General features: G+C 44.0%; 29 protein-coding genes and 1 tRNA gene. 17 read left to right on the top strand and 13 right to left on the bottom strand.

The features are described 5' to 3' along the window. Nucleotides 1–7: 7 nt before the first annotated feature. The 3 genes from L0U88_RS03985 to L0U88_RS03975 are packed head-to-tail and all read right to left on the bottom strand — an operon-like array spanning nucleotide 8 to nucleotide 3913. A complete protein-coding gene (locus L0U88_RS03985) occupies nucleotides 8–787 on the bottom strand; it encodes an SDR family NAD(P)-dependent oxidoreductase (RefSeq protein WP_234864313.1) in 780 nt (259 codons plus the stop codon). Continuing rightward, nucleotides 771–2867 carry an alpha-glucuronidase family glycosyl hydrolase gene (locus L0U88_RS03980; protein WP_234864312.1) on the bottom strand — a complete coding sequence of 699 codons (2097 nt, stop codon included), beginning with the start codon at nucleotides 2865–2867 and terminating at the stop codon, nucleotides 771–773. The genes L0U88_RS03985 and L0U88_RS03980 overlap by 17 nt, the downstream gene beginning before the upstream one ends. Before the next feature lie 11 nt (nucleotides 2868–2878). Further along, entirely contained in the window at nucleotides 2879–3913 is a 1035-nt protein-coding gene (locus L0U88_RS03975; protein ID WP_234864311.1) for a LacI family DNA-binding transcriptional regulator, read from the bottom strand. Nucleotides 3914–4164: 251 nt separating this feature from the next. Between L0U88_RS03975 and L0U88_RS03970 the strand changes: the two genes are divergently transcribed. The 8 genes from L0U88_RS03970 to L0U88_RS03935 all read left to right on the top strand — a co-directional run bounded on the left by L0U88_RS03970 (nucleotide 4165) and on the right by L0U88_RS03935 (nucleotide 11426). Further along, nucleotides 4165–5652 carry a xylulokinase gene (locus L0U88_RS03970; RefSeq protein WP_234864310.1) on the top strand — a complete coding sequence of 496 codons (1488 nt, stop codon included), beginning with the start codon at nucleotides 4165–4167 and terminating at the stop codon, nucleotides 5650–5652. Between the two features lie 20 nt (nucleotides 5653–5672). Beyond that, on the top strand, nucleotides 5673–7001 hold the full coding sequence (gene xylA, locus L0U88_RS03965; protein WP_234864309.1) for a xylose isomerase: 1329 nt from the start codon (nucleotides 5673–5675) through the stop codon (nucleotides 6999–7001). Between the two features lie 20 nt (nucleotides 7002–7021). Beyond that, entirely contained in the window at nucleotides 7022–8191 is a 1170-nt protein-coding gene (gene uxuA / locus L0U88_RS03960; protein WP_353620631.1) for a mannonate dehydratase, read from the top strand. A gap of 12 nt (nucleotides 8192–8203) precedes the next feature. Next, nucleotides 8204–9070: a transketolase gene (locus L0U88_RS03955; RefSeq protein WP_234864308.1), complete on the top strand. Its 867-nt coding sequence runs from the start codon at nucleotides 8204–8206 to the stop codon at nucleotides 9068–9070. 18 nt (nucleotides 9071–9088) lie between these two features. Next, nucleotides 9089–10042, top strand: coding sequence for a transketolase family protein (locus L0U88_RS03950; RefSeq protein ID WP_234864307.1), 954 nt, complete (start codon nucleotides 9089–9091; stop codon nucleotides 10040–10042). 48 nt (nucleotides 10043–10090) lie between these two features. Further along, nucleotides 10091–10339, top strand: coding sequence for a hypothetical protein (locus L0U88_RS03945; RefSeq protein ID WP_234864306.1), 249 nt, complete (start codon nucleotides 10091–10093; stop codon nucleotides 10337–10339). Nucleotides 10340–10352: 13 nt separating this feature from the next. Beyond that, the gene (locus L0U88_RS03940; RefSeq protein ID WP_234864305.1) at nucleotides 10353–10565 is read left to right on the top strand and encodes a YwbE family protein; all 213 of its coding nucleotides are present in this window, start codon (nucleotides 10353–10355) and stop codon (nucleotides 10563–10565) included. Nucleotides 10566–10805: 240 nt separating this feature from the next. Further along, a complete protein-coding gene (locus tag L0U88_RS03935; RefSeq protein WP_234864304.1) occupies nucleotides 10806–11426 on the top strand; it encodes an HD domain-containing protein in 621 nt (206 codons plus the stop codon). Nucleotides 11427–11543: 117 nt separating this feature from the next. Here the strand turns inward: L0U88_RS03935 and L0U88_RS03930 are convergent, their stop codons facing one another. Next, entirely contained in the window at nucleotides 11544–11921 is a 378-nt protein-coding gene (locus L0U88_RS03930) for a hypothetical protein (RefSeq protein ID WP_234864303.1), read from the bottom strand. Nucleotides 11922–11990: 69 nt separating this feature from the next. Here L0U88_RS03930 and L0U88_RS03925 point away from each other — a divergent pair, with 69 nt between their 5' ends. Then, nucleotides 11991–13034 (top strand): hypothetical protein, encoded by a 1044-nt coding sequence (locus L0U88_RS03925; protein WP_234864302.1) that lies wholly within the window; start codon nucleotides 11991–11993, stop codon nucleotides 13032–13034. Between the two features lie 31 nt (nucleotides 13035–13065). On the opposite strand, the gene L0U88_RS03920 is transcribed toward L0U88_RS03925, so the two are convergent. Continuing rightward, the gene (locus L0U88_RS03920; protein WP_234864301.1) at nucleotides 13066–14016 is read right to left on the bottom strand and encodes a tetratricopeptide repeat protein; all 951 of its coding nucleotides are present in this window, start codon (nucleotides 14014–14016) and stop codon (nucleotides 13066–13068) included. Between the two features lie 174 nt (nucleotides 14017–14190). Between L0U88_RS03920 and L0U88_RS03915 the strand changes: the two genes are divergently transcribed. Beyond that, complete coding sequence (locus L0U88_RS03915; protein ID WP_234864300.1) at nucleotides 14191–14541, top strand: DUF805 domain-containing protein; 351 nt, start codon at nucleotides 14191–14193, stop codon at nucleotides 14539–14541. 145 nt (nucleotides 14542–14686) lie between these two features. On the opposite strand, the gene L0U88_RS03910 is transcribed toward L0U88_RS03915, so the two are convergent. Beyond that, on the bottom strand, nucleotides 14687–15331 hold the full coding sequence (locus L0U88_RS03910; protein ID WP_234864299.1) for a peroxiredoxin: 645 nt from the start codon (nucleotides 15329–15331) through the stop codon (nucleotides 14687–14689). A gap of 11 nt (nucleotides 15332–15342) precedes the next feature. Next, entirely contained in the window at nucleotides 15343–15939 is a 597-nt protein-coding gene (locus L0U88_RS03905; protein ID WP_234864298.1) for a class I SAM-dependent methyltransferase, read from the bottom strand. 114 nt (nucleotides 15940–16053) lie between these two features. Between L0U88_RS03905 and L0U88_RS03900 the strand changes: the two genes are divergently transcribed. The 3 genes from L0U88_RS03900 to L0U88_RS03890 all read left to right on the top strand — a co-directional run bounded on the left by L0U88_RS03900 (nucleotide 16054) and on the right by L0U88_RS03890 (nucleotide 18434). Further along, on the top strand, nucleotides 16054–16917 hold the full coding sequence (locus L0U88_RS03900) for a helix-turn-helix domain-containing protein (protein WP_234864297.1): 864 nt from the start codon (nucleotides 16054–16056) through the stop codon (nucleotides 16915–16917). Nucleotides 16918–16992: 75 nt separating this feature from the next. Further along, entirely contained in the window at nucleotides 16993–17781 is a 789-nt protein-coding gene (locus L0U88_RS03895; RefSeq protein ID WP_234864296.1) for an alpha/beta fold hydrolase, read from the top strand. A gap of 44 nt (nucleotides 17782–17825) precedes the next feature. Further along, nucleotides 17826–18434 carry a flavin reductase family protein gene (locus tag L0U88_RS03890; RefSeq protein WP_234864295.1) on the top strand — a complete coding sequence of 203 codons (609 nt, stop codon included), beginning with the start codon at nucleotides 17826–17828 and terminating at the stop codon, nucleotides 18432–18434. 6 nt (nucleotides 18435–18440) lie between these two features. Here L0U88_RS03890 and L0U88_RS03885 read toward each other — a convergent pair whose 3' ends face one another. Both L0U88_RS03885 and L0U88_RS03880 read right to left on the bottom strand, forming a co-directional pair. After that, entirely contained in the window at nucleotides 18441–19361 is a 921-nt protein-coding gene (locus L0U88_RS03885) for a Brp/Blh family beta-carotene 15,15'-dioxygenase (protein WP_234864294.1), read from the bottom strand. A gap of 84 nt (nucleotides 19362–19445) precedes the next feature. Continuing rightward, on the bottom strand, nucleotides 19446–20189 hold the full coding sequence (locus tag L0U88_RS03880; protein WP_234864293.1) for a bacteriorhodopsin-like: 744 nt from the start codon (nucleotides 20187–20189) through the stop codon (nucleotides 19446–19448). Nucleotides 20190–20454: 265 nt separating this feature from the next. On the opposite strand from L0U88_RS03880, the gene L0U88_RS03875 reads away from it, so the two are divergent. Beyond that, a complete protein-coding gene (locus L0U88_RS03875) occupies nucleotides 20455–21210 on the top strand; it encodes an APH(3') family aminoglycoside O-phosphotransferase (protein ID WP_234864292.1) in 756 nt (251 codons plus the stop codon). Nucleotides 21211–21217: 7 nt separating this feature from the next. On the opposite strand, the gene L0U88_RS03870 is transcribed toward L0U88_RS03875, so the two are convergent. Further along, complete coding sequence (locus L0U88_RS03870) at nucleotides 21218–21835, bottom strand: NADPH-dependent F420 reductase (protein WP_234864291.1); 618 nt, start codon at nucleotides 21833–21835, stop codon at nucleotides 21218–21220. Between the two features lie 93 nt (nucleotides 21836–21928). On the opposite strand from L0U88_RS03870, the gene L0U88_RS03865 reads away from it, so the two are divergent. Further along, nucleotides 21929–22303 (top strand): winged helix-turn-helix transcriptional regulator, encoded by a 375-nt coding sequence (locus L0U88_RS03865; RefSeq protein ID WP_234864290.1) that lies wholly within the window; start codon nucleotides 21929–21931, stop codon nucleotides 22301–22303. Between the two features lie 47 nt (nucleotides 22304–22350). On the opposite strand, the gene L0U88_RS03860 is transcribed toward L0U88_RS03865, so the two are convergent. From L0U88_RS03860 to L0U88_RS03850, 3 genes are all read right to left on the bottom strand, one after another. Further along, nucleotides 22351–22434 (bottom strand) — tRNA-Leu (locus tag L0U88_RS03860). A gap of 63 nt (nucleotides 22435–22497) precedes the next feature. After that, nucleotides 22498–23664 carry a sensor histidine kinase gene (locus L0U88_RS03855; protein ID WP_234864289.1) on the bottom strand — a complete coding sequence of 389 codons (1167 nt, stop codon included), beginning with the start codon at nucleotides 23662–23664 and terminating at the stop codon, nucleotides 22498–22500. Between the two features lie 3 nt (nucleotides 23665–23667). After that, nucleotides 23668–24498 carry a metallophosphoesterase family protein gene (locus tag L0U88_RS03850; protein ID WP_234864288.1) on the bottom strand — a complete coding sequence of 277 codons (831 nt, stop codon included), beginning with the start codon at nucleotides 24496–24498 and terminating at the stop codon, nucleotides 23668–23670. A 72-nt stretch (nucleotides 24499–24570) separates the two neighbouring features. On the opposite strand from L0U88_RS03850, the gene L0U88_RS03845 reads away from it, so the two are divergent. After that, entirely contained in the window at nucleotides 24571–25596 is a 1026-nt protein-coding gene (locus tag L0U88_RS03845) for a glycosyltransferase family 2 protein (RefSeq protein ID WP_434801957.1), read from the top strand. Nucleotides 25597–25643: 47 nt separating this feature from the next. After that, a complete protein-coding gene (locus L0U88_RS03840; RefSeq protein WP_234864286.1) occupies nucleotides 25644–25859 on the top strand; it encodes a hypothetical protein in 216 nt (71 codons plus the stop codon). Nucleotides 25860–25923: the final 64 nt, after the last annotated feature.

The following is a 25923-nucleotide window of genomic DNA, read 5'->3' as shown; positions in this document are numbered from 1 at the left end:
CAATTAATTAATAACTGATACTGTTTCCGCCATCTACAGGCAGCACTACTCCGGTTATATAACGGGCATCCTCACCTGATAAATACAGGGCAGCAGCACCTATGTCTTCCGGTTGTCCCATGTGGCCCATAGGGGTGCGAGCCATTACTCTTGCCTTACGATCCGGGTCAGAATCCAGGGCTTTTGCGGTCATATCACTATAAATAAATCCGGGTGCTATAGCATTTACGCGTATACCCATTGGCGATAGTTCTACTGCCATCGCGCGGGTCATGCCTTCAATAGCGGTTTTGCTTGCGGTATAGGCAATCACTTTTGGTAGGCCATACTGTGCCGCCATGGAACTGATGTTGAGGATGGATCCTTTTTTTCGCGTAAGCATCTTTTTTGCCACCTCTCTGCTTAATACAAAAACGGCTGTTACATTGGTATTCAGCATGTTGGTGAATTCGATATCGCTTACTTCCGTAAACTCTTTTTTCTGGTTGATGCCGGCATTGTTTACGAGAATATCAATTGGTCCGTGTTTGGATTCGACTTCTTCTACAAAGGCTGGTATCGCCTTGTAATCAGTAACATCCAACACTTTAAAAATGCAAAGCGGACCTAATTGTTCCTGCGCTTTTATTAGTTTCGCCTGGTCTCGTCCGGCAATAATGGTGGTGATTCCATTTTGGGTAAAGGCTTTCGCGATCGCGAATCCAAGTCCGGATCCTCCACCTGTTACAATCGCTGTTTTCTTCTCTGTTTGCATGGTAATGGTTCTTGCTTTAATGCCCCGGAGCATAGGGGAACTGCAGGGATTTATAATAGTCCAGGCTCTTCGCCGGTTGTTCATATGGTGCTGGTATAGGTAACCTGGAAAAGCTTTGGAAATAAAGGAGGCAGGCATCTCTCCACCATTTCGCTTCCTGGTGCTGTATATTCAGCAGCATTTTCACCTGCTCGAATCGCTGTGCATCCAATTTGGATTGCTGGCGATTCCAGACTGTTTGCATCCAGCTTACACTGTCTACACCCAGGTTGTAGCGATAGCAGAGTTCATTCCATAAAGTCCGGCCGCTTCTCATGGTGAAATTCCAGGGCAGGTGATGAAACCAGAGCAGGTCTATATCCGGACAGGTTGCAGGATCGCTCCATTTTTTAGCAGCATCGGGATGGTATTGTGAAAGTGCATCTGAGCCGGTTGCAGTTCTGTTGAAACCAATACCGATGCTGTCGGCGCGGTGGTAATAAGTTGGATTCCATTCGGGACGATTCAGATCAGCAACCCAGGGGCCAGGTCCGTAATGATGTCCGGTAGCCATGATATGGTGCAGGCCGATAGGATTCATATAATTCACCAGGATCTCCCTAGATGCAAGCATCATTTGGGTGAGGTCTGACACCAGTGAAGGATCAGTTGAAAAACTCATACGAATCCATTCTTTAGCAATGTCTTCAGCACTTAGTTCGTGATTCCATGCCAGTCTGCCCAATGCGTACCAGTTTGCCTGTCCGAATAAATGGCCGGTCCAGTTGATATCCGTTCCAATATTGGATACCCCAGCCATTCCGTTCAATGTAGATGCTACTGTAGTTCCCTTTCCTTTTTGATAGGTATCACTTTCCAGGCATTCCTTGAATAAAGGAGCGAGGTAAACCAGGTGAGTGCCCTGTCCGAGATATTCCTGTGTTATTTGGAATTCCATCATTACCGGTGTTTTGGGAAGCGCACCAAATAAAGGATGGAATGGTTCCCGGGGCATAAAATCAATAGCCCCGTTTTTCACCTGAACGAGTACGTTAGATCGAAATTTGCCATCCAGTGGCAGGAATTCGGAGTAAGCTTGTTTGTGCCGGTCGTCGGGTACTTCTGCACTGTAAACAAAAGCCCTCCAGATCACCTTTCCTTTGAAGGGAGCAACCGCATCTGCCAGCATATTGGCGCCATCGGCATGGGTGCGTTTATAATCCTGAGGACCGGGTTGTCCTTCACTGTTAGCCTTCACGAGGAAACCTCCAAAATCAGGTATGATGGCATAGATCTCACGTGCTTTATCTTTCCACCATTGTTGTACAGCCGGTTCAAGAGGATCAGCGGTTTTTAGTCCGCCTATCTCAACCGGTGCACTGAATCTTGCCGTCAGGTATACTTTGATACCATAGGCACGAAACAAATCTGCCAGTGCTTTTACCTTCTGCAAATAGGGCTGGGTAAGGATGGTGGCGTTTGCATTTACATTGGTGATCGATACCGCATTGATGCCTATCGAAGCATTGGCCCGGGCATAATCAATATAACGCTGATCCATATAGGTTGGCAGGGTATGCCAGTTCCAGATGGAAAATCCCGCATATCCACGCTCCACGGTACGATCCAGGTTATCCCAGTGATTGAGCATACGTAGTGCGAGCCTGGGTACTTCTTTGATATTCAGTTTTTCAATGGATTGTTCCGTTTGCAGCAGACGAAGGAAATGAAATACCCCATAGAGCAAACCAACTTCTGAGTTGGCAGTGATCAGCAGCGGACTTTTACCACCGGTTGACCGAATCAGAAATCCTTCCTCTCCAAGCGAGGTTAATTCCTGTGCACTAACTCTGGCTGAGGATTTTTCTATTTGCAAGCTGGCCTGAGGATTTCTGGTTTCCGGAATGCGAACCATTTTCCCCAATAATCCGCTAAGGGCCATTTCCAATTCTTTGCGGGCTACCTGGAGCGTGGGGGAGTTGCCAGGAAGAGAAATAGTGGCAAGCCGGGACTCATAACCGGTTCGCAGGGATGCATTTTTCAACTGATCATAGCGTAACCAAAGCCGGTAACCATCTTCCGCCTGTGCGAAAGAAAACAACAATAACAACAGGGCAAGCAAATTTACTTTCATGGCAGTGATCGTTATTTTTTTCCTTTTTTGAGGGAGGATTGCCGAATAATGAGTTCGGATTTGGCAATGATGGTATTGGTTTGCCGGATATCTGTATCGCCTTTGAGGTGCGCAATCAGGTTACGGGCTGCCATTTCGCCGATATCCATACCCGGATAATTAATGGTGGTTAGTTGTGGTTCAATGATTTTGCAAATGGCATCGTTGTTAAATCCAACAATGGCAATATCCTGCGGAATCCGGATACCTTTTTCTTTGAGGGTTTGCATGCAGACAGCTGCAGAGAAATCGTTTGTGATAAAAGCAGCGTCAGGTCTGGGTTTCATTTGGAGAATCTGGAGGGCTGCTTCACGACCGCATTTTTCACTGAGGTCTTTGATCAGTACCAGGTTTTCATCGAATTTGATCTGGCGCTCCCTGAGTGCTTCCTTGTAACCACGCAAACGCTCTGCGTATACGTTTCGGCTAAGGCTGGCCGTTACTATTACAATCCGTTTGCATCCCTGCTCAATCAGGTGTTTGGTTGCCTGGTACCCGGCCTTGAAGTTGTCGATGATCACTTTGGTATTATCAGCTTTTTCCTCCACCCGGTCGAAGAAAATTACTGGTATATTTTTATCAAAAAATGATTGAAAATGATCCAACCCCCTGGTGTCAAAAGCCAGGGAAGCAATCAGTCCATCTACTCTTTTATGAAACAGGTTAAGCACGTTGGCAGTTTCTTTTTTAAAAGATTCGGATGAGTGAGCGATCAGAAGGTCGTAACCCGCGTCAGCCGTGACTTTCTCAATGCCCGCCAACACGGATGTGATGAAGTTACTGTTAAGTTCATGAACAATGATACCGATAGTATTGGTCTTTTGTTTGCGCAGGTTACTGGCGAAGGTGTTTTGCCTGTAACCCAGTTCCCGCGCGGCTTCCTGGATTTTCCGTCGGGTATTTTTATTGATAACCGGATTGTTTTGCAAGGCTCTGCTCACAGTAGCAGTGGAAATATCCAGTTGCTGGGCTATATCATATATGGTGACTTCCTTTTTTGTCTTCATTTTGCAATCAGTTGCTCTTCTATTCTACCGGTGAATTTACCGTTTTACCTTATCATTGTATCCTCCCATTCTCCAAAAATATTGCTTTTTGCAATATTTTTATGCAATCAGTTGCATTTTTTCTAAATTCCCCTAATTTCGCTTTTAGGAGAGCCTGCTTCAGGTCCTGATTGCTTGCCGGTTGCGTTTCATCGCTGCTGCATTTTAATTGGGCTTCAGTATCTTTCCAATCCATTTGTCAAACAACAAACATGTTATTAGTAGGCATCGACCTGGGTACATCTTCCATAAAGGTTTCTGTTGTAGAAGCCGATTCGCAATCGATTCTTGCCACTGCCAGTTATCCTGAAACAGAAGCGGATATTATCAGTGTGCAACCCGGCTGGGCTGAGCAGTCGCCTGAGTTGTGGTGGGATCATGTGCAGCAGGCCATTTTAAAATGCCATGCCAGCAAGTCGTATGATCCAACAGCTATTGGAGCCATCGGTATCGCTTATCAAATGCATGGACTCGTACTGGTAGATAAAGACCAACAGGTTTTGCGCAACTCCATTATATGGTGTGATAGCAGAGCTGTTGCCATCGGCGAAAACGCATTTCAGCAAATAGGTCCGGATCGTAGCCTTGCTCATTTGCTCAACTCACCCGGAAATTTCACCGCTTCCAAACTCGCATGGGTAAAAGCCAATGAGCCAGCGATCTATGAAAAAATTGATCAGGTTTTGTTGCCGGGAGATTTCATTGCAATGAAAATGACTGGTGAAACAACTACCACTGCATCAGCATTGTCGGAAGGAGTGTTCTGGGATTTTAAAGAAAATCAGTTGTCCGGGGATGTTATGAAAACCTATGGGTTCAATAAGCTTCATATACCGGAGCTTCGGCCACTATTTTCATCACACGGACAATTAAAGTCTGTAGTAGCAGACAGGCTTCAACTGAAAGCCGGAATACCGGTTACTTATAAAGCAGGAGATCAGCCAAACAATGCACTATCCTTAAATGTGCTGGAGCCGGGTGAAGTGGCCACTACCGCAGGAACCTCGGGCGTAATCTATGGCGTAAGTGATGTACTGAGTTATGATCCCCAATCGCGCATCAACAGTTTTGCGCATGTGAATTACAGTGAGGAACTTAGGCGCATCGGTGTTTTGCTCTGCATTAATGGAACCGGCATTTTTAATAGATGGATCAAAAACCTGGCTGGCTCTTCGCTCAGTTATGCGGCACTCAATGAACTGGCGGCAGGAGTGACTATTGGAGCCAATGGATTAAGGGCGCTTCCATTTGGTAATGGGGCAGAACGCATGTTAAACAATCGCATCATAGGCGGCCATATACAACATCTTGACTTCAATATCCATACAACAGCGCATATGGTAAGGGCCGTGCAGGAAGGAATTGCCTGTTCTTTCCGATATGGACTGGATATTATGCGCGAAAACGGCATTCAACCTTCTGTTGTACGTGCAGGCAAAGCAAATCTCTTCCTGAGTGAAGTGTTTACAAAAGCTTTTGCCACGCTCAACCAGGTTAGTGTAGAATTTTATGAAGGCGATGGTAGCTTCGGGGCTGCTATTGGTGCGGGTATTGGTGCCCGTTACTATGCGACTGCACAGGAAGCCGGCAGCAGGCGCAAACCTATTGGTGTAATGGAGCCAGATAATCAGGAAACATACGAAAACATATACCAGGACTGGAAGGCGCTGTTGGATCAGCGGCTTGCCAGCCAACATTAATAACCAATCAACAAGCAACCATGTCAATTACACTTGGACAAAAAGAGTATTTCAAAGGCGTGCCGGAAATCAAATACGAAGGAAGAGAATCGGACAATCCGCTGGCTTTCCGGTGGTACGATGCCAATAAAGTAGTGGCAGGAAAAACCATGCAGGAGCACTTGCGTTTTGCAGGAGCTTACTGGCATAGCTTCTGTGGAAACGGATCAGATCCTTTTGGTGAAGCTACCCATCTATTCCCCTGGAATGAAAAAAGTGATGCAATTGAGCGCGCGAAAGACAAAGCCGATGCTGCATTTGAATTCTTCACCAAACTCGGACTTCCTTTCTACTGTTTCCATGATGTGGATGTAGTAGACTATGGTACTGATGTTGCAGAAAATGATCGTCGTTTACAAACGCTTACCGAATACCTGAAAGAGAAACAAAAAGCAAGTGGCATTCAATTGCTGTGGGGAACGGCCAATCTGTTTAGTAGTCGCCGTTATATGAATGGTGCCGCCACCAACCCGGATTTCCATGTTTTGGCTCATGGTGCCGCACAAGTGAAGGCAGCCCTGGATGCAACCATCGCATTGGGCGGACAGAATTATGTATTCTGGGGCGGTCGCGAAGGTTATATGAGCCTGCTCAATACCGATATGAAACGTGAGAAAGAGCACCTGGCCCGCTTCCTGCATGCGGCAAAAGATTATGCACGCCGGAATGGCTTTAAAGGCAAATTCTTTATCGAACCCAAACCTTGTGAGCCCAGCAAGCACCAGTATGATTACGATTGTGAAACCGTGATCGGCTTCCTGCGCCAGCACGATTTGCTGAATGATTTCAGCCTGAATATTGAAGTGAACCATGCTACCCTGGCTGGACATACCTTCACGCATGAACTGCAGGTGGCGGCGGATGCCGGGCTGCTGGGCAGCATCGATGCGAACAGAGGTGATTATCAGAATGGATGGGATACTGACCAGTTCCCGAATAATCTGAATGAGCTGGCAGAAGCCATGTTGATCATTCTGGAAGCCGGTGGATTTGGTGGTGGTGGTATCAATTTCGACGCCAAGATCAGAAGAAACAGTACCGATGTGGAAGATATCTTCCATGCGCATATCGGTGGAATGGATACGTTTGCCCGTGCGCTGCTGATTGCGGATGCAGTGCTGCAAAAATCTGCCTACAAGCAAATTCGTAAGGATCGGTATGTATCTTTCGATGCCGGGAAGGGTAAGGAGTTTGAGGATGGCAAGCTGACCCTGGAAGACTTAAGGGCCTATGCTATTGAAAATGGTGAGCCTGCAGCGAAGAGCGGCAAGCAGGAATTCCTCGAAAACATCATCAATCAGTATATTTAACGGAAACCAATTCAGGAAATATGCTGATGCACCAAACCATGCGCTGGTATGGTCCGAATGACGTAGTGAGTTTATCAGATATTCGTCAGGCGGGCTGTGCCGGCGTTGTTACTGCTCTACACCAGATCCCAGTAGGAGAAGTATGGCCTGTTTCGGCTATTGCTGAGCGTAAACAGTTGATTGAAACCGCTGGCATGACATGGACCGTAGTAGAGAGTTTACCTGTAAGCGATGATATCAAACGCCAGACAGGTGATTACTTGCGCCATATCGAAAATTACAAGGCAAGTTTGCGCAATTTGGCTGCTGAAGGAATTAAAGTAATAACCTACAATTTCATGCCGGTACTCGACTGGCTCCGAACCGATGTGTACTATCCCAAAGGGGATGGCAGCACCATGTTGTATTTCAACCGGCTGGATTACCTGGTATTTGATCTGTATTTACTGGGAAGGCCGGGTGCTGAAAAAGAATATACCCCGGAGCAGGTGGACAGAGCAAAGCAGCGTTATGAAAGCATGAGCGAAGATCAGCGCCAGCATCTGTTTGGCAATATGATGCTGGGACTGCCGGGCAGTGATGATTCCTTTACTGCTGCACAGGTGTTGACTGAGCTGGAGAAATACAAAGGCATAGATGCTGCTAAGCTGAAGGAACACCTGTTTTATTTTCTGAAGCAGGTAGTGCCGGTTGCAGCCGAAGCAGGGGTGAAGATGGCTATCCATCCGGATGACCCTCCTTATCCTGTTTTGGGACTGCCAAGAATCATGAGTACAGAGCAGGATGCGGCAGATTTATTGGAAGCCGTACCTTCGCCGGCCAACGGACTCTGTTTTTGTACGGGTTCCTTTGGGGCAAGGAAGGACAATAATGTGCCGGCCATGCTCAAGCGCTTTGGTGATTCAGTACATTTTTTACATATCCGCAATACCAAGCGGGATGAGGAAGGCAATTTTTATGAAGCCGATCACCTGGGTGGTGACACCGATATGTATGAAGTGATCAAGGAGGTACTGATGATTCAGCAACGCAGAGGGCTATCGCTACCGATGCGGCCGGATCATGGCCACCAGATGCTGGATGATCTGAAGAAAAAAACGTATCCGGGTTATTCCGCAATAGGCCGTTTAAAAGGGCTGGCGGAAATAAGAGGCGTGGAATACGCGCTTCACCGGGCAATGACGACATAAACCAAACCAAACATGAAAGTAGAAGAACTGAAGGCGACAGCGGCACAAGTGCGACGGGATATCGTGCGCATGGTGCATGGTTGTCAATCGGGTCACCCGGGTGGCTCGTTGGGTTGTACCGATCTGGTTACAGCCCTGTATTTCCATGCTATGAAAATTGATGATAGCAAAGGAGCAGATGGCTACCTGAATTTTTCGAAGGAAGGAAAAGGAGAGGATCTGTTTTTTCTGTCTAACGGCCATATCTCACCGCTGTTTTATTCGGTGTTGGCAAGACGTGGTTATTTTGACATAAAAGAGATGACCACCTTCCGTAAGATCAATTCGCGTTTACAGGGCCACCCTGCAACGCATGAACATTTGCCTGGTATCAGAGTGGCATCCGGCTCCTTAGGGCAGGGATTGTCAGTTGCTAACGGGGCTGCCTATGCGAAGAAATTGCGTAAGGAAGACAACGTAGTGTACGTACTGATGGGTGATGGTGAACAACAGGAGGGCCAGATATGGGAAGCAGCGCAGTTTGCACCGCATTATAAGCTGGATAACCTGGTGGCCATCGTGGATTGGAACAAACAACAGATTGATGGCAGTACGGATAAAGTGATGGACAACCGCGATCTGAAAGCCAAATACCAAGCCTTTGGCTGGTTGACGGTGGATCTCCTGGATGGCAATGATATGCAGCAGGTATTGGATGCACTGGCCGCGGCTAAAGCCTTGTTGGGTAAGGGGCAGCCGGTGGTGATCCTGATGAAAACCGAAATGGGTGCCGGGGTGGATTTTATGATGTACACGCACAAGTGGCATGGAACCGCGCCGAATGATGAACAATTGGCAGCAGCCCTGGCGCAGTTGCCGGAAACCCTTGGGGATTATTAATCAAGCAAGCAGCAAATCATGAAGAAATATACCTATACGGAAAAGAAAGATACAAGATCTGGCTTTGGTGCCGGGATGGCTGAATTGGGCAAGTCGCACCCGAATGTAATGGCGCTTTGTGCTGACCTGGTGGCTTCTTTGAAACTGGATGCCTTTATTAAAGAAAACCCGGATCGCTTTGTGCAGTGTGGCATTGCGGAGGCCAATATGATTGGAGTAGCGGCAGGGCTCGCCATTGCGGGCTATGTGCCGTATGCCACAACATTTGCCAATTTTGGATCGGGAAGAGTATATGACCAGATTCGTCAGAGTGTAGCTTATTCCAGTGCGAATGTAAAAATTGCAGTATCGCATGCAGGACTAACACTGGGAGAAGATGGTGCCACGCACCAGATACTGGAAGACCTGGCAATGATGCGTTCCATGCCGGAGATGACTGTGATCAATCCCTGTGATTATAACCAGACCAAGGCGGCAACCATTGCCCTGGCGGATCATGTAGGACCGGCTTACCTGCGCTTTGGCAGACCAGTGGTGCCTGTATTTACGGATCCCAACCAGGAGTTTGTGATCGGTAAAGCGTGGATGGTAAATGAAGGAAAGGATGTTACAATTGTAGCAACGGGTCACCTGGTATGGGAAGCAATCCAGGCAGGTGAACTACTGGAGCAGGAGGGAATCGATGCAGAAATCATCAATATTCACACCATCAAGCCGCTGGATGAAGAAGCAATTTTGAAATCAGTGGAAAAAACAGGTTGTGTGGTAACTGCTGAAGAGCATCAGTTGAACGGTGGTTTGGGAGATGCGGTTTGTCAGTTGCTGAGCCGCAAGCGACCCACGCCGGTTGAAATGGTCGGCGTTGACAATTCTTTTGGTGAAAGTGGTACACCTGCGCAGTTAATGGAAAAGTATGGCCTGAATGCCGCTGCGATTGTGGAGAAAGTGAAGCAGGTGATTGCCCGTAAATAGTTTTAATTTTACCGGTCGGGTGAGTTCCCGGCCGGTAAAATTATCAATATGGACCTTCGTGAAACTTTGCCACCCAAAGGCAGCTTTTATAAGTTGGTTGTTGAACTGCACCAGACTCAACAAAAAGCCTCCTTGCTTTATGAAGACTCTGGCGTAACCCGTGCCGGGGGAATGATTACGAAGGTATATTCAAAAGACAACCGCCAATTTCTTCAACTCGATAGCGGTTTAGAAATTCCCATCGATCAGATCTACGCGCTCAATGGCCTCTTTTCATCTGATTATTCCGAATGTTAAGCAGTGATTTTCTATGGACGGCCAGTATCGTAAAAACATTTATCCCGGTCAGGAAGTAGCGATCATCCTGAAAAAAGACCAGCGTTCAGGCCGTTTGACGTACGGCATTGTCAAAGATATTCTTACCTCTGCTGCCTTTCATTCCCGCGGCATCAAAGTCCGCCTTGCAGATGGCCAAATTGGCCGTGTAGCCGAAACCGAGGTGGTAGATCCGGAAGAAGGATAATTCGTACGGGATTTATTCACAAAGATTTACTGCATACTGCTTGCAGGATCATTCCATAGTACCTAAATTGTTAGTACTTATCCTTTGAGTCTATCTGCTGGGACTCATGTGGCGAAGCATTGACTAAAGCTTTTGAAATGCTATTACGTTGAGAATTGTCAGAATGGAAACTTGACTTTTCAGTCACAGGGTTGAATAAAAACAAATACGGAGTGCAAAAAAGTAGGGCGAAAGAAAATTATGTTTGAAGAACATTATAAGGCAGTGCTATCCGGTTTGAAAATTGATCCTGCTATTCAGGATAAGTGCTGGAAGGATATTCAGAGTGAATATTCCAACAATAATCGCTACTATCACAACCTGACTCATCTTGATAATTTATTAGCTGACTTGCTACCTATAAAAGAATGCATACATAGCTGGCCGGTTGTAATTCTTTCTATTGCATATCATGATATGGTTTATAGCACCCTCAAATCAAACAATGAAGAAAAGAGTGCAGCATACGCTCTTACATGTTTGACACAATTAGGTGTTAATACTTCTATCAGGGAAAAATGCGCCACACAAATACTTGCAACAAAAGGACATGCAGTTTCTCAAGATATCGATACTAACTATTTTACAGATGCAGACCTAGCAATTTTAGGCGCGCCCACTGAAGCTTACCGGTATTATGCAACATCCATAAGGAAGGAGTATAAGTTTTATCCTGATTTTATATATACTCCTGGGAGAAAAAAGGTTATAAATCATTTTCTAGCCATGCCACGAATTTTCAAAACAAATCATTTTTATGAAAAATACGAGGAGGCGGCGCGTAAAAATTTGGAAGATGAATTGGAACGTTTAGTAGTTTGAGTAAAAATACAAAAAGACGGATATGGCCTACCGTTAAGTAATTAATAAAAATAAAAGCACTTCTAAGTTATAATAATTATTGCCTTAGGAGTACTTTTTATAATTCATGGGTAATATTTATCTCGTACAATTCGCAACCCAGGCTTCGCCGTCTTTTGTATAGGCAATCGTTAGCTCATTGGCTGTAATGCGAATCATTTTTGATTCATCATTATCTACAGATATAACAGCTGTAGCACCGTCACTTTTAAACTGAACTCCTTTCAGATCTGGAATGCCATCGGAAAAAACAAAATTGTAATTGTTTCCAACTTTAACAACAGTAACTTTTCCGTTGTCAGTTGACTTGTTTTCTCCCTCTTTTACATATCCGATACTACCTTCATAAGACCCTACAAACAGATTATTGTCTGTTGGATCATCTTTTTTGCTGCAGGAAATAAATACAAGACTTCCTATCAGCAATACGCTCAATAACTTAAGAATGTTTTTCATGTTTTCTGTTTAGTAGCATTCTTTCTAAAACCATGCCACCGGGTTTCAGTATAACCAATTTAACATATCATGAATCGTTACTTATTTTGTACTGTCTGTTTTGCCCTTTTCTTCAGCTCCTGTGGAATTCGTGGCATAGAAGGGCGTGAGCGTCCGGTTTACTTTACGGCAGATGATATTGTATTTACAGACTCCCTGGATAAAAAGCCGCATATGCTATTTCATGGGAAATATTGGATCGATTATCCGTGTATGAATACGGTGTATTTGCAAAAGGGAATCGAAGCAAAAGCGTATATATCCGGACCAACCATTTTCCGAATGGATCAGGTGCCTTTCCTGGTGTATCCCGGAGACCGTATCCAAGTTGTAACTAATCCGGATAAAAACTGGGAGGCTACTTTCTTTTCCAAAAGAAAAGACAAACGTAGAAATGCCGAATTACAGGTTTTAAAGAGATTTGAGCAATTGGAAAAAAGTCCTGAACTAGTACGCCTGCTTGAGTACTCCTATCAGGATATCCTGGATCTTGAAACCAGGTTAAAAACAGAAATAATTCCTGCCAGGATCGCATCCCTGCAATTATTAGATTCTTTATCCGCAGCTTATAAGGTTGGGCGAAAATTCAAAAGAGCAACAAAAAATTATCTTACAGATGCCTACAATTATAAAGTATTAAGTTTGTACTGGTTGTATCGTGATACGTTGCTGAAAAGGGAAGTTTTTTTTAGTAAAGTGAGAGCATTCCTGCCTGCAATTAATAACCTGAATAAAAAGGTTCGGCTTGATGCTAATTCCGGGGGATTTATCGGCTCTGTAAATACCGCAATGTATCCATCAATGGGTGTGAGTTCGATGGTTAGACAAAACTTGTTTGAAACCTGTTTTGATACCTTAGCAAACACTTTTAGAGGACCGGCCAGAGATTTATTGCTTACCCGGTTAATGTATCATGCAATCCTGTTCGAATATGAAGTGCCTGAAGACTATGTATCAAGATACAAAGCGTACTCATTAAATCCCGCTTATCGGAAAATTTTAAAAAGGGCACGGAAACTGTATGGCTCCGACGAAGGAGAAAATCAATCTGCTTCCAGTGTAGTGTCATACTAATAAGTGTCAGAGTATTGCTGGAATAGGACGATTATAAATTGTCAAATGTGCAATGCTTTTTCTTCAAGTTTTCTACCTCCTCACCATACATACGCGTAAAACCTTGTTCCAGTGCCTTTGTAAAGTCTTTACAGGCACGGTTGGGGTCTTTCATAGCCAGGTAAATTAACCCTCTTACCCGGTAAGCATACGAATTGCCCGGATACAACCGGATCGATTCGTTGATGTCTTTCAGCGCAGCTTCATTTTCACCCAATTTGTATCGGTTATAACTCCTGTTACTATATCCAAGCGCTTCCGTGGGATCCATTTCCAATACTTTGTTGTAATAGGTAATAGCAGTTTTGTAATCTCCCATTTCCTGGTACTTGAATCCGATATTAGCATAGGCCCCAATAAAACTGGAGTCAATGGTGATTATTTTATTCAGGTATTTTAATGTTAGATCTCCTTTGCCAATCTCGTCACATACGCCCGCCAAATTATTTAGAACAGCGATATTCAGGGAGTCGATTGATAATGCCTTTGTATAATCCTCATAAGCTCCGGTGAAATCACGGATGCTGGTTTTTACAGATCCCCTGTTGAGATACAAACCCACTATTCCAGTATCCGGAGGGTTTAAATTGATTGCATCATCAAAATCTTTAAGGGCTAATTCGTATTCCTGTAGCCTGCTTAATAAAAGCCCTCTATTGTTATAGGCGATAATGTCTTTGGGATCAAGCTGAATTATTGTCGTATAGGTGTCATAAGCTGCCTGGTATTGGCCAGCATGGTCCAATGCACTCGCCTTTAGTAATAAAAATCGGGTGTTTTTGGGTTCTATATAAAGCGCCCTGGTAATTAAATCAATGGCTTTGACCATGTTTTTGCGATCGTATTCAGTGCTGGCTGCTTCGTAAAGTTCTTCTTTCGATTGACTGTAGCCAACCCAGGGTAAACAAAGCAGAAGCAGGATGCAATAGGTATAAGGTTTCATGTTGCGTTTAAAGGTGTAATAGAAACTGATTCCGCAAACAAAATAGTAAAGGTTATCTGAATCTGCAATTATGACAAGATATCAGTTCCTTTCTCTTGCAGTATTCAAAGTTGTCTTGTATATTTCTGAATTCCTATTTTTAAAAGAATTCATCCTTATTAATTTACCTCTTTTATGTTTCAAAATCCATTTTCATTTAATGGACGTATCCGTAGAATGGAATACGGCATTTCCTTTATAATTTATCTGGTTTTTATTATAATCCTTGAGTACATTATTGGTTCAGATGAATCCATGGGATGGTTGGGTTTAGCGGTTATTCCACTTTTGTGGTTCATGTTAGCTCAAGGAGCCAAAAGATGTCATGACCGGGGGAATTCCGGTTGGTATCAACTAATTCCTTTTTATGGTTTCTGGATGTTATTTGCGGATAGCATACCCGGCCCGAATGAATATGGATTAAATCCAAAAGGGGATGGTAATTTTGCTATGGAAATAGAAGAGATAGGAAAAGATGCTGTTTGATAAATTTCATCAGGTTGAAAGATGACGATATACGGAAGTCCCATTTCAAATTGGGATTAGTCTGAGTTAATGGATACGTATTAGAAAAATTAAAAGTCCCGGCAGCACCGGGACTTTCTCATGAGTGTGTAGTCGAAAATAGCCCTTAGTTCAATGAACGTTTAGCGAGGTACCAGTCCACCATTTCCAGATCACTCTTTTTTCTTTCCTGCAGTGCTTCAACAGTTTTGGGTGCAGGTACAATAACTTTTTCTCCGGGGGTCCAGTTCAGCGGCATCGCGCATTTGTGCTGATCGGAGGTCTGTAATGCCAGGAGTGCCCGTTTGATTTCTTCCATATTTCTGCCCACATTTAAGGGATAATACATGATCAATCGTACTTTCCCTTCTGGGTCCATAATAAATACCGCACGTACGGCAGCTGTTTCACTTTCTCCTGGCTGAAGCATGCCATAAAGTTTGGATACTGACATATCAATATCTGCTACTATGGGAAATTCAAAAAGCACTCCTGTTTTTTCATAGACTGCATTTACCCAGGCAATATGGGCATGGATACTGTCGATACTAAGACCCATTAATTTGGTGTTGTGCTGGGCAAAGAATTCCTTCTCCAATGCAAAACCACTCATTTCGGTTGTGCATACAGGTGTAAAATCAGCTGGGTGTGAAAACAGGATAACCCAGGATCCTCTATTATAATCCGAAAACTGAATTTTTCCGGTAGTAGTTACCGCTTCAAAATCAGGGGCCATATCGCCAATTCTGGGCATTAAGGTAATTTGTTCCATTATTTGTTGATTTATATTTTTTGAACAGTTAAGCGTAATACAGCTGCTTCTCCTGAATGAAATGGGCCTTCGTTGAGGTGCAGGTCCTTCTGCTGGCAGCTAAGTACATGGAGAAACGCAAAGTCATTGCATAGGGTAGGGGCGTCGTATAAAAGGGCTGGATCTTTTGGTCCGCCGGAGCTGTATTCTATTTGCTCTTTCGCAAAAGCTTCCAATAAGAGGTATCCGCCCGGGCGTATGGATTTGATCAGTTCCTGGTGGTATTGTTTGCGCAGGGCAGCAGGCAGGTGTACATAGATGCTGGCTACCAGGTCGTATTGCTGGTTGGCACGGAAATCTTCAATGGATTGATTCCAGTAGACAATTTTTAATCCCTGTTCCCCCGCTGCTTTCAATGCTTTTTCCCGCGCTACCTCACTGTAATCGAAGGCGTGTACTGTCCAGCCTTTTTTTGCGGCATAGAGGGCATTTCTTCCTTCCCCTTCGGCTGGCAGGAGTACTGTGCCGGGTTTATGATTGTCTATAAACTGTTTGAAAAAGGCATTGGGTTCCGAACCGTAAACGGATTCATTGGCTGCATAACGCTGATCCCAGAATTCCTTTGCCATGTTGAATTGATTAATGGCTGCAAAGTATCAGGTATATGGCAGTTTTATGGTGACATGCATCACAAAGTGCAATGGTGTCAATTTTAGTGTAAATTTATTGAACCACTTTTTAATATGCTGTTGAAGGATTATCCTCCTCACCCTGCTTTGCGGGATCTTGTTCAATGTTACAGGATTGTTCATTTCAGTTTTGAGGTAGCTGACTCCCTCTCGTTTAAAGCATATCCTCCAAAGCCAGAGCTTTGTTTGCATTTTATAGTAAAGGGGGATTTGCATGTTGCTACACCTGATCAGGATAAAATACCCTTCCCTTTTCATATGGCCCTGATTGGTCAGCAAACATCCGTGATGCCAAGATATACAATGGGTGATTTTCTCAATTTTCAGATAGTGTTTCATTCTTCTTCCCTGTTTCGGTTAACCGGTATTCCAGCACCGGACCTGGCGAATCAAATTGTAAATGCGGAACTCATTTTTCCTGGGATCAAGTGTTTTTTTGAAGAATTACTTTATGCTGACAATTACGCTGGAATGTTAACCATTGGTGATCGTTTTGTTCGCTCATTGCTTAGCCGAAGAAAAATGGAAATGGATCCTGTTGAAGCGGCCATTAAGTGGATGATTAAAAAAGATGGATTGGTTTCGCTTGATTGGTTGGCCAAAGAAGCCTGCCTTTGTACCAGGCAATTTAAACGGAATTTTCATGAGCGGATGGGAGTGAATCCTAAAACTTATGCCAGGCTGTTACATTTTATCCGGGCTTATAATACCAGGAATGCAAATCCTGGATGGGATTGGCTGAAAGTGGCAGTAGATGCTGATTATTACGATTACCAACATCTGGTAAGAGATTACAGAACCTTTACAGGAACAACTCCTACCTCTTTTCATTTATTGGAACAGGAATCTCCGGAATGCAAATTGGGATTGGCTGATGCTGTTTACAAAGAAAGGTTTAAACCAGTCAGTTTTTTCTGAACGAAACAGGATGTCCTTTTTTTACCAGTGAATTGCTGCGGAATCAACCCAATTTTACCGGGTTAATTTCTGTTTATGAACCCATTTTTATTACTAATAGTCGGTTTTCTTATGGCACATTCCGGTTTTTCTCAATCAACAAAAAGAACATTTGTATTGGTACATGGACAATGGCATGGGGCCTGGTGTTGGAACAAGGTTGTCCCTTTACTTCAGGGGGGCGGACATCAGGCTATTTCCTTTGATATACCAGGATTTGGTCAAGACCAAACACCTACGGAGCAGGTATCTTTCGAAGAGTGTGTTGAAAAAGTAGTGAAAGAAGTACAGGCCCAACCTGGTATGGTATGGCTGGTTGGTCATTCCAGTAGCGGACTCGTGATCGCACAGGCCGCTGAGCGTTTAGGAAAGGAAAAGGTAGAAGGATTGGTTTTTCTGGATGCTTTTTTGCCCAGGGATGGCGAGTCCGTTTTCAGTTTGTCAGAGAAATTTGCAGGCCCCGCTGGTCCGCCTTTACAAAAAGCACTAATCGTTTCAACGGATCAGAAAACGATCTCACTTAATCCTGCAATGGTTCGGGAACTGCTCTATAATGATTGCACAGAGGAAGATCTTCAATATGCCCTTGCAAGATTGCGTCCAGGGCCATTATCCGTGCTGGCAACACCGGTGCGCCTGACCCAACAAAACTATGGTAGTATCCCTAAGTATTATATTCTTTGTACGAAGGCAAAAGATATGGATAAATCCACTTTGTCGAAAAATGTAAGCTGCAGGGAGATTATTGAATTGCCTGCCAGTCATTCTCCATTTTTCTCGATGCCGGATAATCTGGTTGAGGTTTTGAACAGATTGGGTCGTTAACCATTTCAGTACTCAACTGTTATCCTTTTCAAAATCAGACCGAAATGGTATTGACAAAGGGGGAATTATCAGGTTTGGAAAGGAGATACCGCGCCAATCTCATAAATTCTATTGGGGGCTTCAAGAGCCTGGTGCTGGTAGGTACAAAAAGCAGGGAAGGGAAGGAGAATTTATCCTTATTCAGCAGCCTGGTGCATATTGGTGCTGATCCTGCTTTATGTGGATTGATTGTCCGCCCGAATACGGAAGGCCAGAATACGTTGGGGAACATCCTGCGAACCGGTGTGTACACAATTAATCAGGTGCATGCTGAATTTATAGAAAAAGCGCACCAAACCAGTGCCAAATACCCGGAAGGAGTTAGTGAATTCGAAGCAGTTGGGTTAACTCCTGATTATGTGGAAGGAGTTGCTGCACCTTTCGTAAAAGAAAGCATTATTAAATTTGCTTGCGAACTGGTACAGCATATCCCAATTGAACTCAACCAGACACATTTTATCATAGGAAAGATTACTCACATGATGGTTCCGGATGCATTAGTGGGTCCGGATGGTTTTATTGACCTTGAATCAGCCGGTACACTCACCTGTAGCGGACTGGATAGTTATCATGCTACCACCAGCGTGATACGGCTGCCTTATGCCAAACCTTAGGGATAATTAATTCGATCTCATCCATTTGTACAGTCGATGCATTACCAGCATATGAGGTGCGGTAAGTAGTGCCAGGGTAGCAAAACAATACCATAAAACCTGGTGGTTGTTTTTAACATCACCAAGGGTTAAGAGAAAGATTGCTGTTCCTGAAAGTGCAATGCCACTGCAAATCAATAGATGTTTAAATAATAGTTTGGGATAAAAGTGTCCGGTATTCTTAAGACCTGTTATAATAGATTGAAGTGAAAGACTGGAATGCCAAATAATAAAATAGAAGCTGAATCCCAATAAAAGCGGAAGCTGGTGTAGGATTAGTAAAAGTAAAGAGAGCCGCAATAAAAAATTTCCAGAACCGTATTGCTTTTTTTTCGCTTGTTGGAAAAAAAATACAAAACTGATTATTAGAAAAAAGATAAATAGTATGCCTAGTAGTAGTTGCTGATATTGTTGTAGAGCAGGAATCGAATTATTAATAACTGCAGTATCATCTATTAGTGAAACGATTGGGGCCACTTCGTCTGTGTGAGTAAGCAGAAGAAAAAATAAAATCAATAATCCATAACTGCTGATGAATAATTTTCCAATCCAGTTATCCGCAGGTATATTTTTAAGATCCGTTTCGCCAAAATGGTAGGCTGCTATGCAAAGGAAAACAACTAACGCCGGAATAGGAAACAGCCATAGCAGGATTCCAAATAGCAGAATTTGCAGCAGGTATTGCAACAGGAAATTTCTGAGGGAAAAGTTGGTTCTTGTTGCGGATGATTGATATTTCGCTACGAGAATATCTGCAGCGCCATGCGGAATGCCTAGCAAAATAAATCCGGTAAGAAGCATTCCTGCCTGTATCTGGAAGGGAATGGGTATCCACCAATGGTGAAACATACACAACAGGAGTCCCAATACAATAAAACTATTTTTCATTAAGTAGAATTAAACCCGGCAAGGTACAGTCAGTAAAACTGTACCCTACCAGGTATTTTACCTGTAAAAACAAAAAAAAACGCGTTAAACTGATTTACTGGTCATTGCCATTTCACGTTGCGCGAGTGCATAAATGGTTAATCCAAAACCAATTTTATTGATAGCATCACCAATATTATAAACGACATCCAGTGAAACTCCTTCCAGCACTTTCATGCCGAATAATCCACCTTCAGTCCCTGCAATATATCCAATAGGATAAATAGCCCATCCAACCAATACAAACCAAGCCAGGGTGCGATTGGCGGCTGCAACAGCCGGGCTGGTATTGTTGGCTAATTTTGCAACATCTCCAAACCAGATCAGGTATACAATATAGAAATAACCGAGACTGCTGATAAAACCCCAAATCCAGCTTTGAGTTTCAGTTGGATAAATGGCTTCGCCTATATATCCGGTAACCAGCATGAATACAGATGCGGCAATGAGTTTGGTTAAAAGGCTGGTAGTTGCCCCTGATTTTTTGGTAATGAGATAGAACTCAACGCACATGAGCGGTACTGTTAGTAGCCAATCTACATAACGGAAAAATGTAGGCGATTGACCGGTTGCGAGGTTATAATCCCGCATGTAATAATAATGTACGGCAGCAATGAAAGTGATCAATCCGGATATAAGAATGGAAGTTCTCCATTTCTTATCAACATTCCACATTTCAAAAAAGAAAAAGACAGATGCCCCAAGCATAGCCATGCAACCAATAAAGAAAGTAAAGGCAACATAATTGTTGTTGGCGATCGGCATGATCTCCAGTAATAATGGATTCATTTGTTATAAGTTTAAAATTTGTTGGAAGTAGTAACGGGCTAATCCGGAAAAGCTGTTGAACTATTGAACTACCATTATTGAACATATTGTAGTTTCAAATAGTTTGAAGGTTTTTAAAATATTATATTTACTGTTGTTTTTTTTGATTTTACTTAAACAGTTTTGAGTTGTTTTTTTTGTGTGTGGAATTAATCGGTTATAATTGATACAGATCTCTCCACTGGCAGATTTGATTTTTGTGCAGTGTTATATTTATATTGATGGTATGAATTCAAACAGATTACCTGCTGGATTGAAACTGGTTAAGCAGTTGGAGGGAGGTAGTACTGCCAGTATATTTCTTGTTAAAGATGAACAGGAGGAAATGTATGTGCTTAAGGGGGCAGCTAAAACAGAATCTGCTAACACGCTTCAGCATAATTTTCTTGTGTATGAATGGTTGGCTGGAAAGGTTCCTGTACCTGCTGTTCATTTTTTCCAGGAGGATGACACTACCGAATGGCTTTGTGTCGAATGGATAAATGGTAATACATTGGCTGAACTTCCTGCAACTGAACAATGGGTTCGGATTTATGCGAAGGCATTAAGAACACTACATGAAGTAACTCTTGACTCTGATGCACCCGTGTATTCTATCGATACCAGATTGAAGGAAGTCCGGATTCGGATAGAGAATGGCTGCGTGGATACAACAGATTTTGAAAAGGAGTTCCGGAATTATACAGCGGAGCAATTGTGGGATGAGCTGACTAGATACAAACCAATAATGGCAGACCTCGTATTTACACACGGCGATTATTGTCCGGATAATCTGATTGTACGCGATGGAGTAGTAGCTGCTTTTATTGATATGGGCAGGGCTGGGGTAGCGGATCGTTACCAGGATTTATCGCTTGCGATAAGGAGTCTAAAACATGAAAGTCTTGAAGAACTAATTCCTCTTTTTTTACACAATTATGGGTTAACATACCTGGACGAAAACAAACTTCGTTTTTACACATTGCTGGATGAGTTTTTTTAGTAAACATTCATCGCTTCAATAATTTAAAACCAATTTCCCTTCCCTGTCCCTGGAACATTGCCAGGTTGATCCAGAACCAGGCGAATTGTTCCATCAATTCGAATTTGTCGTTTCCACCAATATCATAGCAGTTGGCAAAACCAGCATCTTTTGCCAACTGTTTGGCAGCTTCCTTTCCTTTGGTACTATCTCCGGCAACAAAGAGGTCCAGTGCTGTATCACCATACATTGAATTGACCATATTGTTGTAACCTGTAGTGTTAAAACATTTTACGATATCGCGAGTGGATGTATGGGCCAAAATTGCATCGGCGGTAGTGGTAAAACCGGCTGGACCTTTTTTCATAATGATGTTCATCGCATCAATGATTATTTTCCCGTTGGTATCGCCAAGGCTTTTGGCAACATCTATCGCTGCAGGCGCTGGAGTGGCAAGCAGTATGCATTCCGCAGCTGCAACTGCTTCCTGAACGGGCATTGCCAAGGTATTCGGATTCTTCAGTAAGTCCTGACCTTTGAATGTATTAAGGTCCTGAACTCCAAGAAAAATTTCATGTCCGGCCTTTGCCCATTTGGTTGCCAGTGCTCCTCCTACATTTCCGGTTCCGATAATTGAAATTTTCATACTGCTTTTTTGTTTTAAAATTGGTTCATTTACCGGTGATTCGGAATATTATATCTAATTTGATAGTCACTATCTAATTGGATAGTAATGATTATGCCTGACTTTATTTACGAACACAAAGTGTATTATAATCCGGTTGAATTTGCGATGCATTTTATTGGTGGTACCTGGAAGATGCCCATCTTATGGCGGCTTAACCACCGCACCATGCGGTATGGGGAGATCCGTAAAGCACTGCCGCATATCACGGATAAAATGTTATCCAGCCAATTAAAGGAACTGGAAAAGCATGAATTGATAACAAGAAAAGTGTATGCTGAAGTACCTCCCCGGGTGGAGTACTCAATTACCAAAAAAGGTAAGGAGGTGATTCCGGTAATTGAAGCAATCCGGAATTATGGCCTTAAGAAAATGAAGGAGAAGGGGTTGAAGGAGGGAGGTAAACCTAAATTGTCCCCTGAAAAATAAAAAACCCTTGAAAGCTACTGCTATCAAGGGTTTCCCTTTTTATTCCGTGCCCAGGACTGGATTCGAACCAGCACGCCGTTTCCAGCACCACCACCTCAAGGTGGCTTGTCTACCAGTTTCAACACCTGGGCTCGCTTTAAAGCGGTGGCAAATGTAAGGATTTCAACGAATTGCCGCCAAGTATTCGGCTGAATTTATTTGGAAAGACCGGTCTGCTTCGGCAATACAATCCGGAAGGTGGTACCCTTGCCTGGCTCAGATTGCTTCACATTCAGCTCCCCCCGGTGAAACTGTTCAATTATCCGTTTGGAAAGCGAAAGTCCCAGTCCCCAGCCCCTTTTTTTAGTAGTAAATCCGGGGTCAAATACCCGCCCGATATGTGTGGCAGGTATGCCTTTACCTGTATCAGTTACATCAATAAGCACTTCGCGCTCGTTTTCCTGGATCTGTACCGTTATTTGTCCCTGGCCTTCCATGGCATCCAGCGCGTTTTTCAGAAGATTTTCTATTACCCAATCGAACAAGGTGGCGGAAAGGGGAATGATCAGGCTGCCGGTTGGTGGCGCCATAAACTCAAACCTGATCTTTCCGGATGCACGGCGTTTGATATAATCCAACATGGCGTCAACCTGTCCTACAATATCTGTGGGTTCCAGGTTGGGAATGCTGCCAATTTTGCTGAAACGATCACTTACCAGTTTCAATCGGTTTACATCTTTTTCCAGCTCCCGCGTGATTGCTTCCTGCCCGCCGGATTCCTTCAACATTTCAACCCAGCCCTGTAGGGAAGATAAAGGAGTTCCCAACTGGTGCGCCGTTTCCTTTGCCATGCCTGCCCAGAGCTGGTTCTGGCTGGACCGATGCTGGGTTGTCAGCAACAGGAGCAATAAAGTGATCAGCAAGCCCACAATTACCAGTTGAATGAGGGGGTAATATTTTACTTCCCTTAATAATCGGGTATTGCCATAATAATATTTGTTCGCGATATAAGGCTGCTGACTCAGCACCAGGATAAAGGGTTCATTATTGCGTTTGAACTCCCTCAGCTTATCCGGAAGATAGGTTGGATCAAGTGCTGCTTCGGTACTATCGAGGTTGATATAATTGACAATGCTGTCTTTTTCATTGGTTTCGATAATCGGAATATTGGTCTGTTCATTCCGGATCATATTCGGCAGCGTAAGGGGCATGTCCGGGTTGTCAAAAATTGCCTTGCTGGCATTTACCCAGAGTTCCACTTTATCGCGTTCTTCCTGGGCAATTTTAGTGGCGAGATACCGCGAATAAAAAATCGTACCGATTACAATGGAGAGTGCGAGTAAAGCCAGCCAGCTGCGCCAGTTTGTAAGAATGGATACCATGAATTAAAGCGAATTGTAAATGGAAAGTTCAGCCATTTTTTCAACCGGGCTCATCATATAAGTAAGCAGACTGTTATCAGGCAGTATTTCCACCACCCGAAAGCCGCGATAGTTCACGCCCCAACTGCCCCCAAAATGTCCGTCAAATAAAAAGGGGATGGATCCAAACATCTTTACGCCATCTTCCTGGTGATCATGGCCGTTGAAAGCAGCGCGGACATTTTTTTGTTCTTTCAGCAGTTTTTGAAAGGCAGTTGCATCCACTGCATGTTGGGTCCATTTGATCGGTGTGATATGAAAGAAAAGGAATATGTTTTTTGCGCTGCTGTATTTTTTGAATTGCTCCGCAAACCAGTCGGTATTGGGTGAAAGATAAGTTCCTTTTTCATCAGAAGTGGTGCCGAGCAGCAGGATATTGTCTCCGAGTTCCACGGCCTGGTTGACATCCTGTTTCCAGACTTCTTTCCAGCGTGTATCACTGACCATGTCATGATTGCCCTTGGTAACATATAGTGGTGTAGCGATGGGTTTCAGCGCATTGGCGGCTGCTTCGAGAAATGCCGGCTGGTCATGGAACAGATCCCCATTGGCTACCGTAAATTGCAGGGGTGATCGCTGATGAAAAGCATTAATCGCCTTGCAGATTTCCCTGTAAAAATCATCATAGGAAGTTTTCGGTTGTCCATAGTGCCCATCCGAAGTAATGGCAAAGCGGAACCTGTCAGGTGCCTGGGCTGAAAGGAGTCCGGCTGCCTGAAGGGGTTTGATCCCGCCATTGGCCAGCAACAGGAGGGCCGAGCAGGACAGATCGCGTAGGAAATTTCTTCTTTGCATACTTGAAAGCTAACTAAATAAGCTGAATAGTTTTATACCTGTATTTTTGCCCCCTAATCAAAGATGCTCCCCTTGCAACCACTGGTTTCTGTTGTGATTTTAAATTGGAACGGGCAACAGCACCTGTCTAATTTTCTGCCCTCTGTAAAGGCGCATGCCTGTGCGGGTATGGAACTCGTGGTGGCTGATAATGCTTCCTCGGATGATTCAGTAGGTTGGCTGCGAGAGCACCATCCGGATGTACGGATCATTCAGCTGGAGAAGAATTACGGTTTCGCAAAAGGGTATAATGAAGCGCTGAAGCAGGTGCAGGCGAACTATTACGTTCTCCTGAACAGTGATGTGGAAGTTACGGCTGGATGGCTGGAGCCGATGCTGAAACTCCTTGAATCGGATGAACGTATCGGTGCCTGTCAGCCTAAGATTAAGATGTATCACGATAAGACCTCCTTTGAGTATGCGGGAGCCGCAGGGGGATGGCTGGATTCGTTGGGTTATCCCTTTGCACGCGGACGTATTTTTGATTTTTGCGAGCAGGACCTGGGCCAATATGATGATACAGCGGAAGTTTTCTGGGCAAGTGGGGCTGCTCTTTTGGTGCGGGCCGATTTATATCACCGGTTAGGTGGCTTGGATGAATTCTTTTTTGCACACCAGGAGGAAATTGATTTTTGCTGGAGGCTGCAGCTGGCTGGCTATAAAGTGATGGTTTGTCCGGCCAGCGTGGTATTCCATGTAGGTGGCGGAACCCTGCCCAAGGGCAATGAGTGGAAAGTATTTTTGAATTTTCGCAATAACCTGATCATGCTGGCGAAGAACCTGCCCTGGTACCAGGTGTTGTGGAAAATTCCATTCCGCTTCTTGCTGGATGCTATTTCAGCCTGGAAAAGTTTGTTTGAAGGCCAGGGCATCTACTTCAAGGCAATCCTGGAAGCGCATTTAGGGTTTATGGGATGGGTTGTATTCCGGCATCGTCGCTCGGTTTTTCCAATCAGTAAAAAGGGAAAATTGCGGGGATGGTACAGGGGATGTGTGGTGTGGGATCATTTTGTGCGGGGTCGTCGATATTTTTCAGAAATAGTGCGACTTAAAAAATGATTTTTTGGCCTGAACCGTTATTTTTGCACAGCATTTAAATAAAAGATATGGCTCATAATCAGGCACATGAAATAGAAAATCCGCTGGAGAAAGACTTTAAACACAATTGGGTGAATTCTTCCAGTTTCCTGTTTTATTTGCAGGTGTTTTGCATCCTGGCATTTGTTTTAGGCGGATGTTTTGGTTTGTATGCGAACCGTTACAAGGGTAAGGGTAAAGTTTCTGTGCCTGAAAGCACTATGTACACGCCGAAGTACAAATAATTTTCGAGAAAAATTTGGCAGAAAGATCGGAGTTCTTATCTTTGCCATCCCAATTGAAAAACAG

This window comes from Flavihumibacter fluminis (genome assembly GCF_021491375.1).
GTDB lineage: Bacteria > Bacteroidota > Bacteroidia > Chitinophagales > Chitinophagaceae > Flavihumibacter > Flavihumibacter fluminis.
The sequence above is the reverse complement of the archived record's forward strand: the minus strand, read 5'-3'. Positions and strand labels throughout refer to the sequence as shown.

Coding starts and splice junctions, on each gene's coding strand:
- L0U88_RS03985 (WP_234864313.1), bottom strand. CDS start 787: ATGCTCCGGGGCATTAAAGCAAGAACCATTACCATGCAAACAGAGAAG.
- L0U88_RS03980 (WP_234864312.1), bottom strand. CDS start 2,867: ATGAAAGTAAATTTGCTTGCCCTGTTGTTATTGTTGTTTTCTTTCGCA.
- L0U88_RS03975 (WP_234864311.1), bottom strand. CDS start 3,913: ATGAAGACAAAAAAGGAAGTCACCATATATGATATAGCCCAGCAACTG.
- L0U88_RS03970 (WP_234864310.1), top strand. CDS start 4,165: ATGTTATTAGTAGGCATCGACCTGGGTACATCTTCCATAAAGGTTTCT.
- xylA (WP_234864309.1), top strand. CDS start 5,673: ATGTCAATTACACTTGGACAAAAAGAGTATTTCAAAGGCGTGCCGGAA.
- uxuA (WP_353620631.1), top strand. CDS start 7,022: ATGCTGATGCACCAAACCATGCGCTGGTATGGTCCGAATGACGTAGTG.
- L0U88_RS03955 (WP_234864308.1), top strand. CDS start 8,204: ATGAAAGTAGAAGAACTGAAGGCGACAGCGGCACAAGTGCGACGGGAT.
- L0U88_RS03950 (WP_234864307.1), top strand. CDS start 9,089: ATGAAGAAATATACCTATACGGAAAAGAAAGATACAAGATCTGGCTTT.
- L0U88_RS03945 (WP_234864306.1), top strand. CDS start 10,091: ATGGACCTTCGTGAAACTTTGCCACCCAAAGGCAGCTTTTATAAGTTG.
- L0U88_RS03940 (WP_234864305.1), top strand. CDS start 10,353: ATGGACGGCCAGTATCGTAAAAACATTTATCCCGGTCAGGAAGTAGCG.
- L0U88_RS03935 (WP_234864304.1), top strand. CDS start 10,806: ATGTTTGAAGAACATTATAAGGCAGTGCTATCCGGTTTGAAAATTGAT.
- L0U88_RS03930 (WP_234864303.1), bottom strand. CDS start 11,921: ATGAAAAACATTCTTAAGTTATTGAGCGTATTGCTGATAGGAAGTCTT.
- L0U88_RS03925 (WP_234864302.1), top strand. CDS start 11,991: ATGAATCGTTACTTATTTTGTACTGTCTGTTTTGCCCTTTTCTTCAGC.
- L0U88_RS03920 (WP_234864301.1), bottom strand. CDS start 14,016: ATGAAACCTTATACCTATTGCATCCTGCTTCTGCTTTGTTTACCCTGG.
- L0U88_RS03915 (WP_234864300.1), top strand. CDS start 14,191: ATGTTTCAAAATCCATTTTCATTTAATGGACGTATCCGTAGAATGGAA.
- L0U88_RS03910 (WP_234864299.1), bottom strand. CDS start 15,331: ATGGAACAAATTACCTTAATGCCCAGAATTGGCGATATGGCCCCTGAT.
- L0U88_RS03905 (WP_234864298.1), bottom strand. CDS start 15,939: ATGGCAAAGGAATTCTGGGATCAGCGTTATGCAGCCAATGAATCCGTT.
- L0U88_RS03900 (WP_234864297.1), top strand. CDS start 16,054: ATGCTGTTGAAGGATTATCCTCCTCACCCTGCTTTGCGGGATCTTGTT.
- L0U88_RS03895 (WP_234864296.1), top strand. CDS start 16,993: ATGAACCCATTTTTATTACTAATAGTCGGTTTTCTTATGGCACATTCC.
- L0U88_RS03890 (WP_234864295.1), top strand. CDS start 17,826: ATGGTATTGACAAAGGGGGAATTATCAGGTTTGGAAAGGAGATACCGC.
- L0U88_RS03885 (WP_234864294.1), bottom strand. CDS start 19,361: ATGAAAAATAGTTTTATTGTATTGGGACTCCTGTTGTGTATGTTTCAC.
- L0U88_RS03880 (WP_234864293.1), bottom strand. CDS start 20,189: ATGAATCCATTATTACTGGAGATCATGCCGATCGCCAACAACAATTAT.
- L0U88_RS03875 (WP_234864292.1), top strand. CDS start 20,455: ATGAATTCAAACAGATTACCTGCTGGATTGAAACTGGTTAAGCAGTTG.
- L0U88_RS03870 (WP_234864291.1), bottom strand. CDS start 21,835: ATGAAAATTTCAATTATCGGAACCGGAAATGTAGGAGGAGCACTGGCA.
- L0U88_RS03865 (WP_234864290.1), top strand. CDS start 21,929: ATGCCTGACTTTATTTACGAACACAAAGTGTATTATAATCCGGTTGAA.
- L0U88_RS03855 (WP_234864289.1), bottom strand. CDS start 23,664: ATGGTATCCATTCTTACAAACTGGCGCAGCTGGCTGGCTTTACTCGCA.
- L0U88_RS03850 (WP_234864288.1), bottom strand. CDS start 24,498: ATGCAAAGAAGAAATTTCCTACGCGATCTGTCCTGCTCGGCCCTCCTG.
- L0U88_RS03840 (WP_234864286.1), top strand. CDS start 25,644: ATGGCTCATAATCAGGCACATGAAATAGAAAATCCGCTGGAGAAAGAC.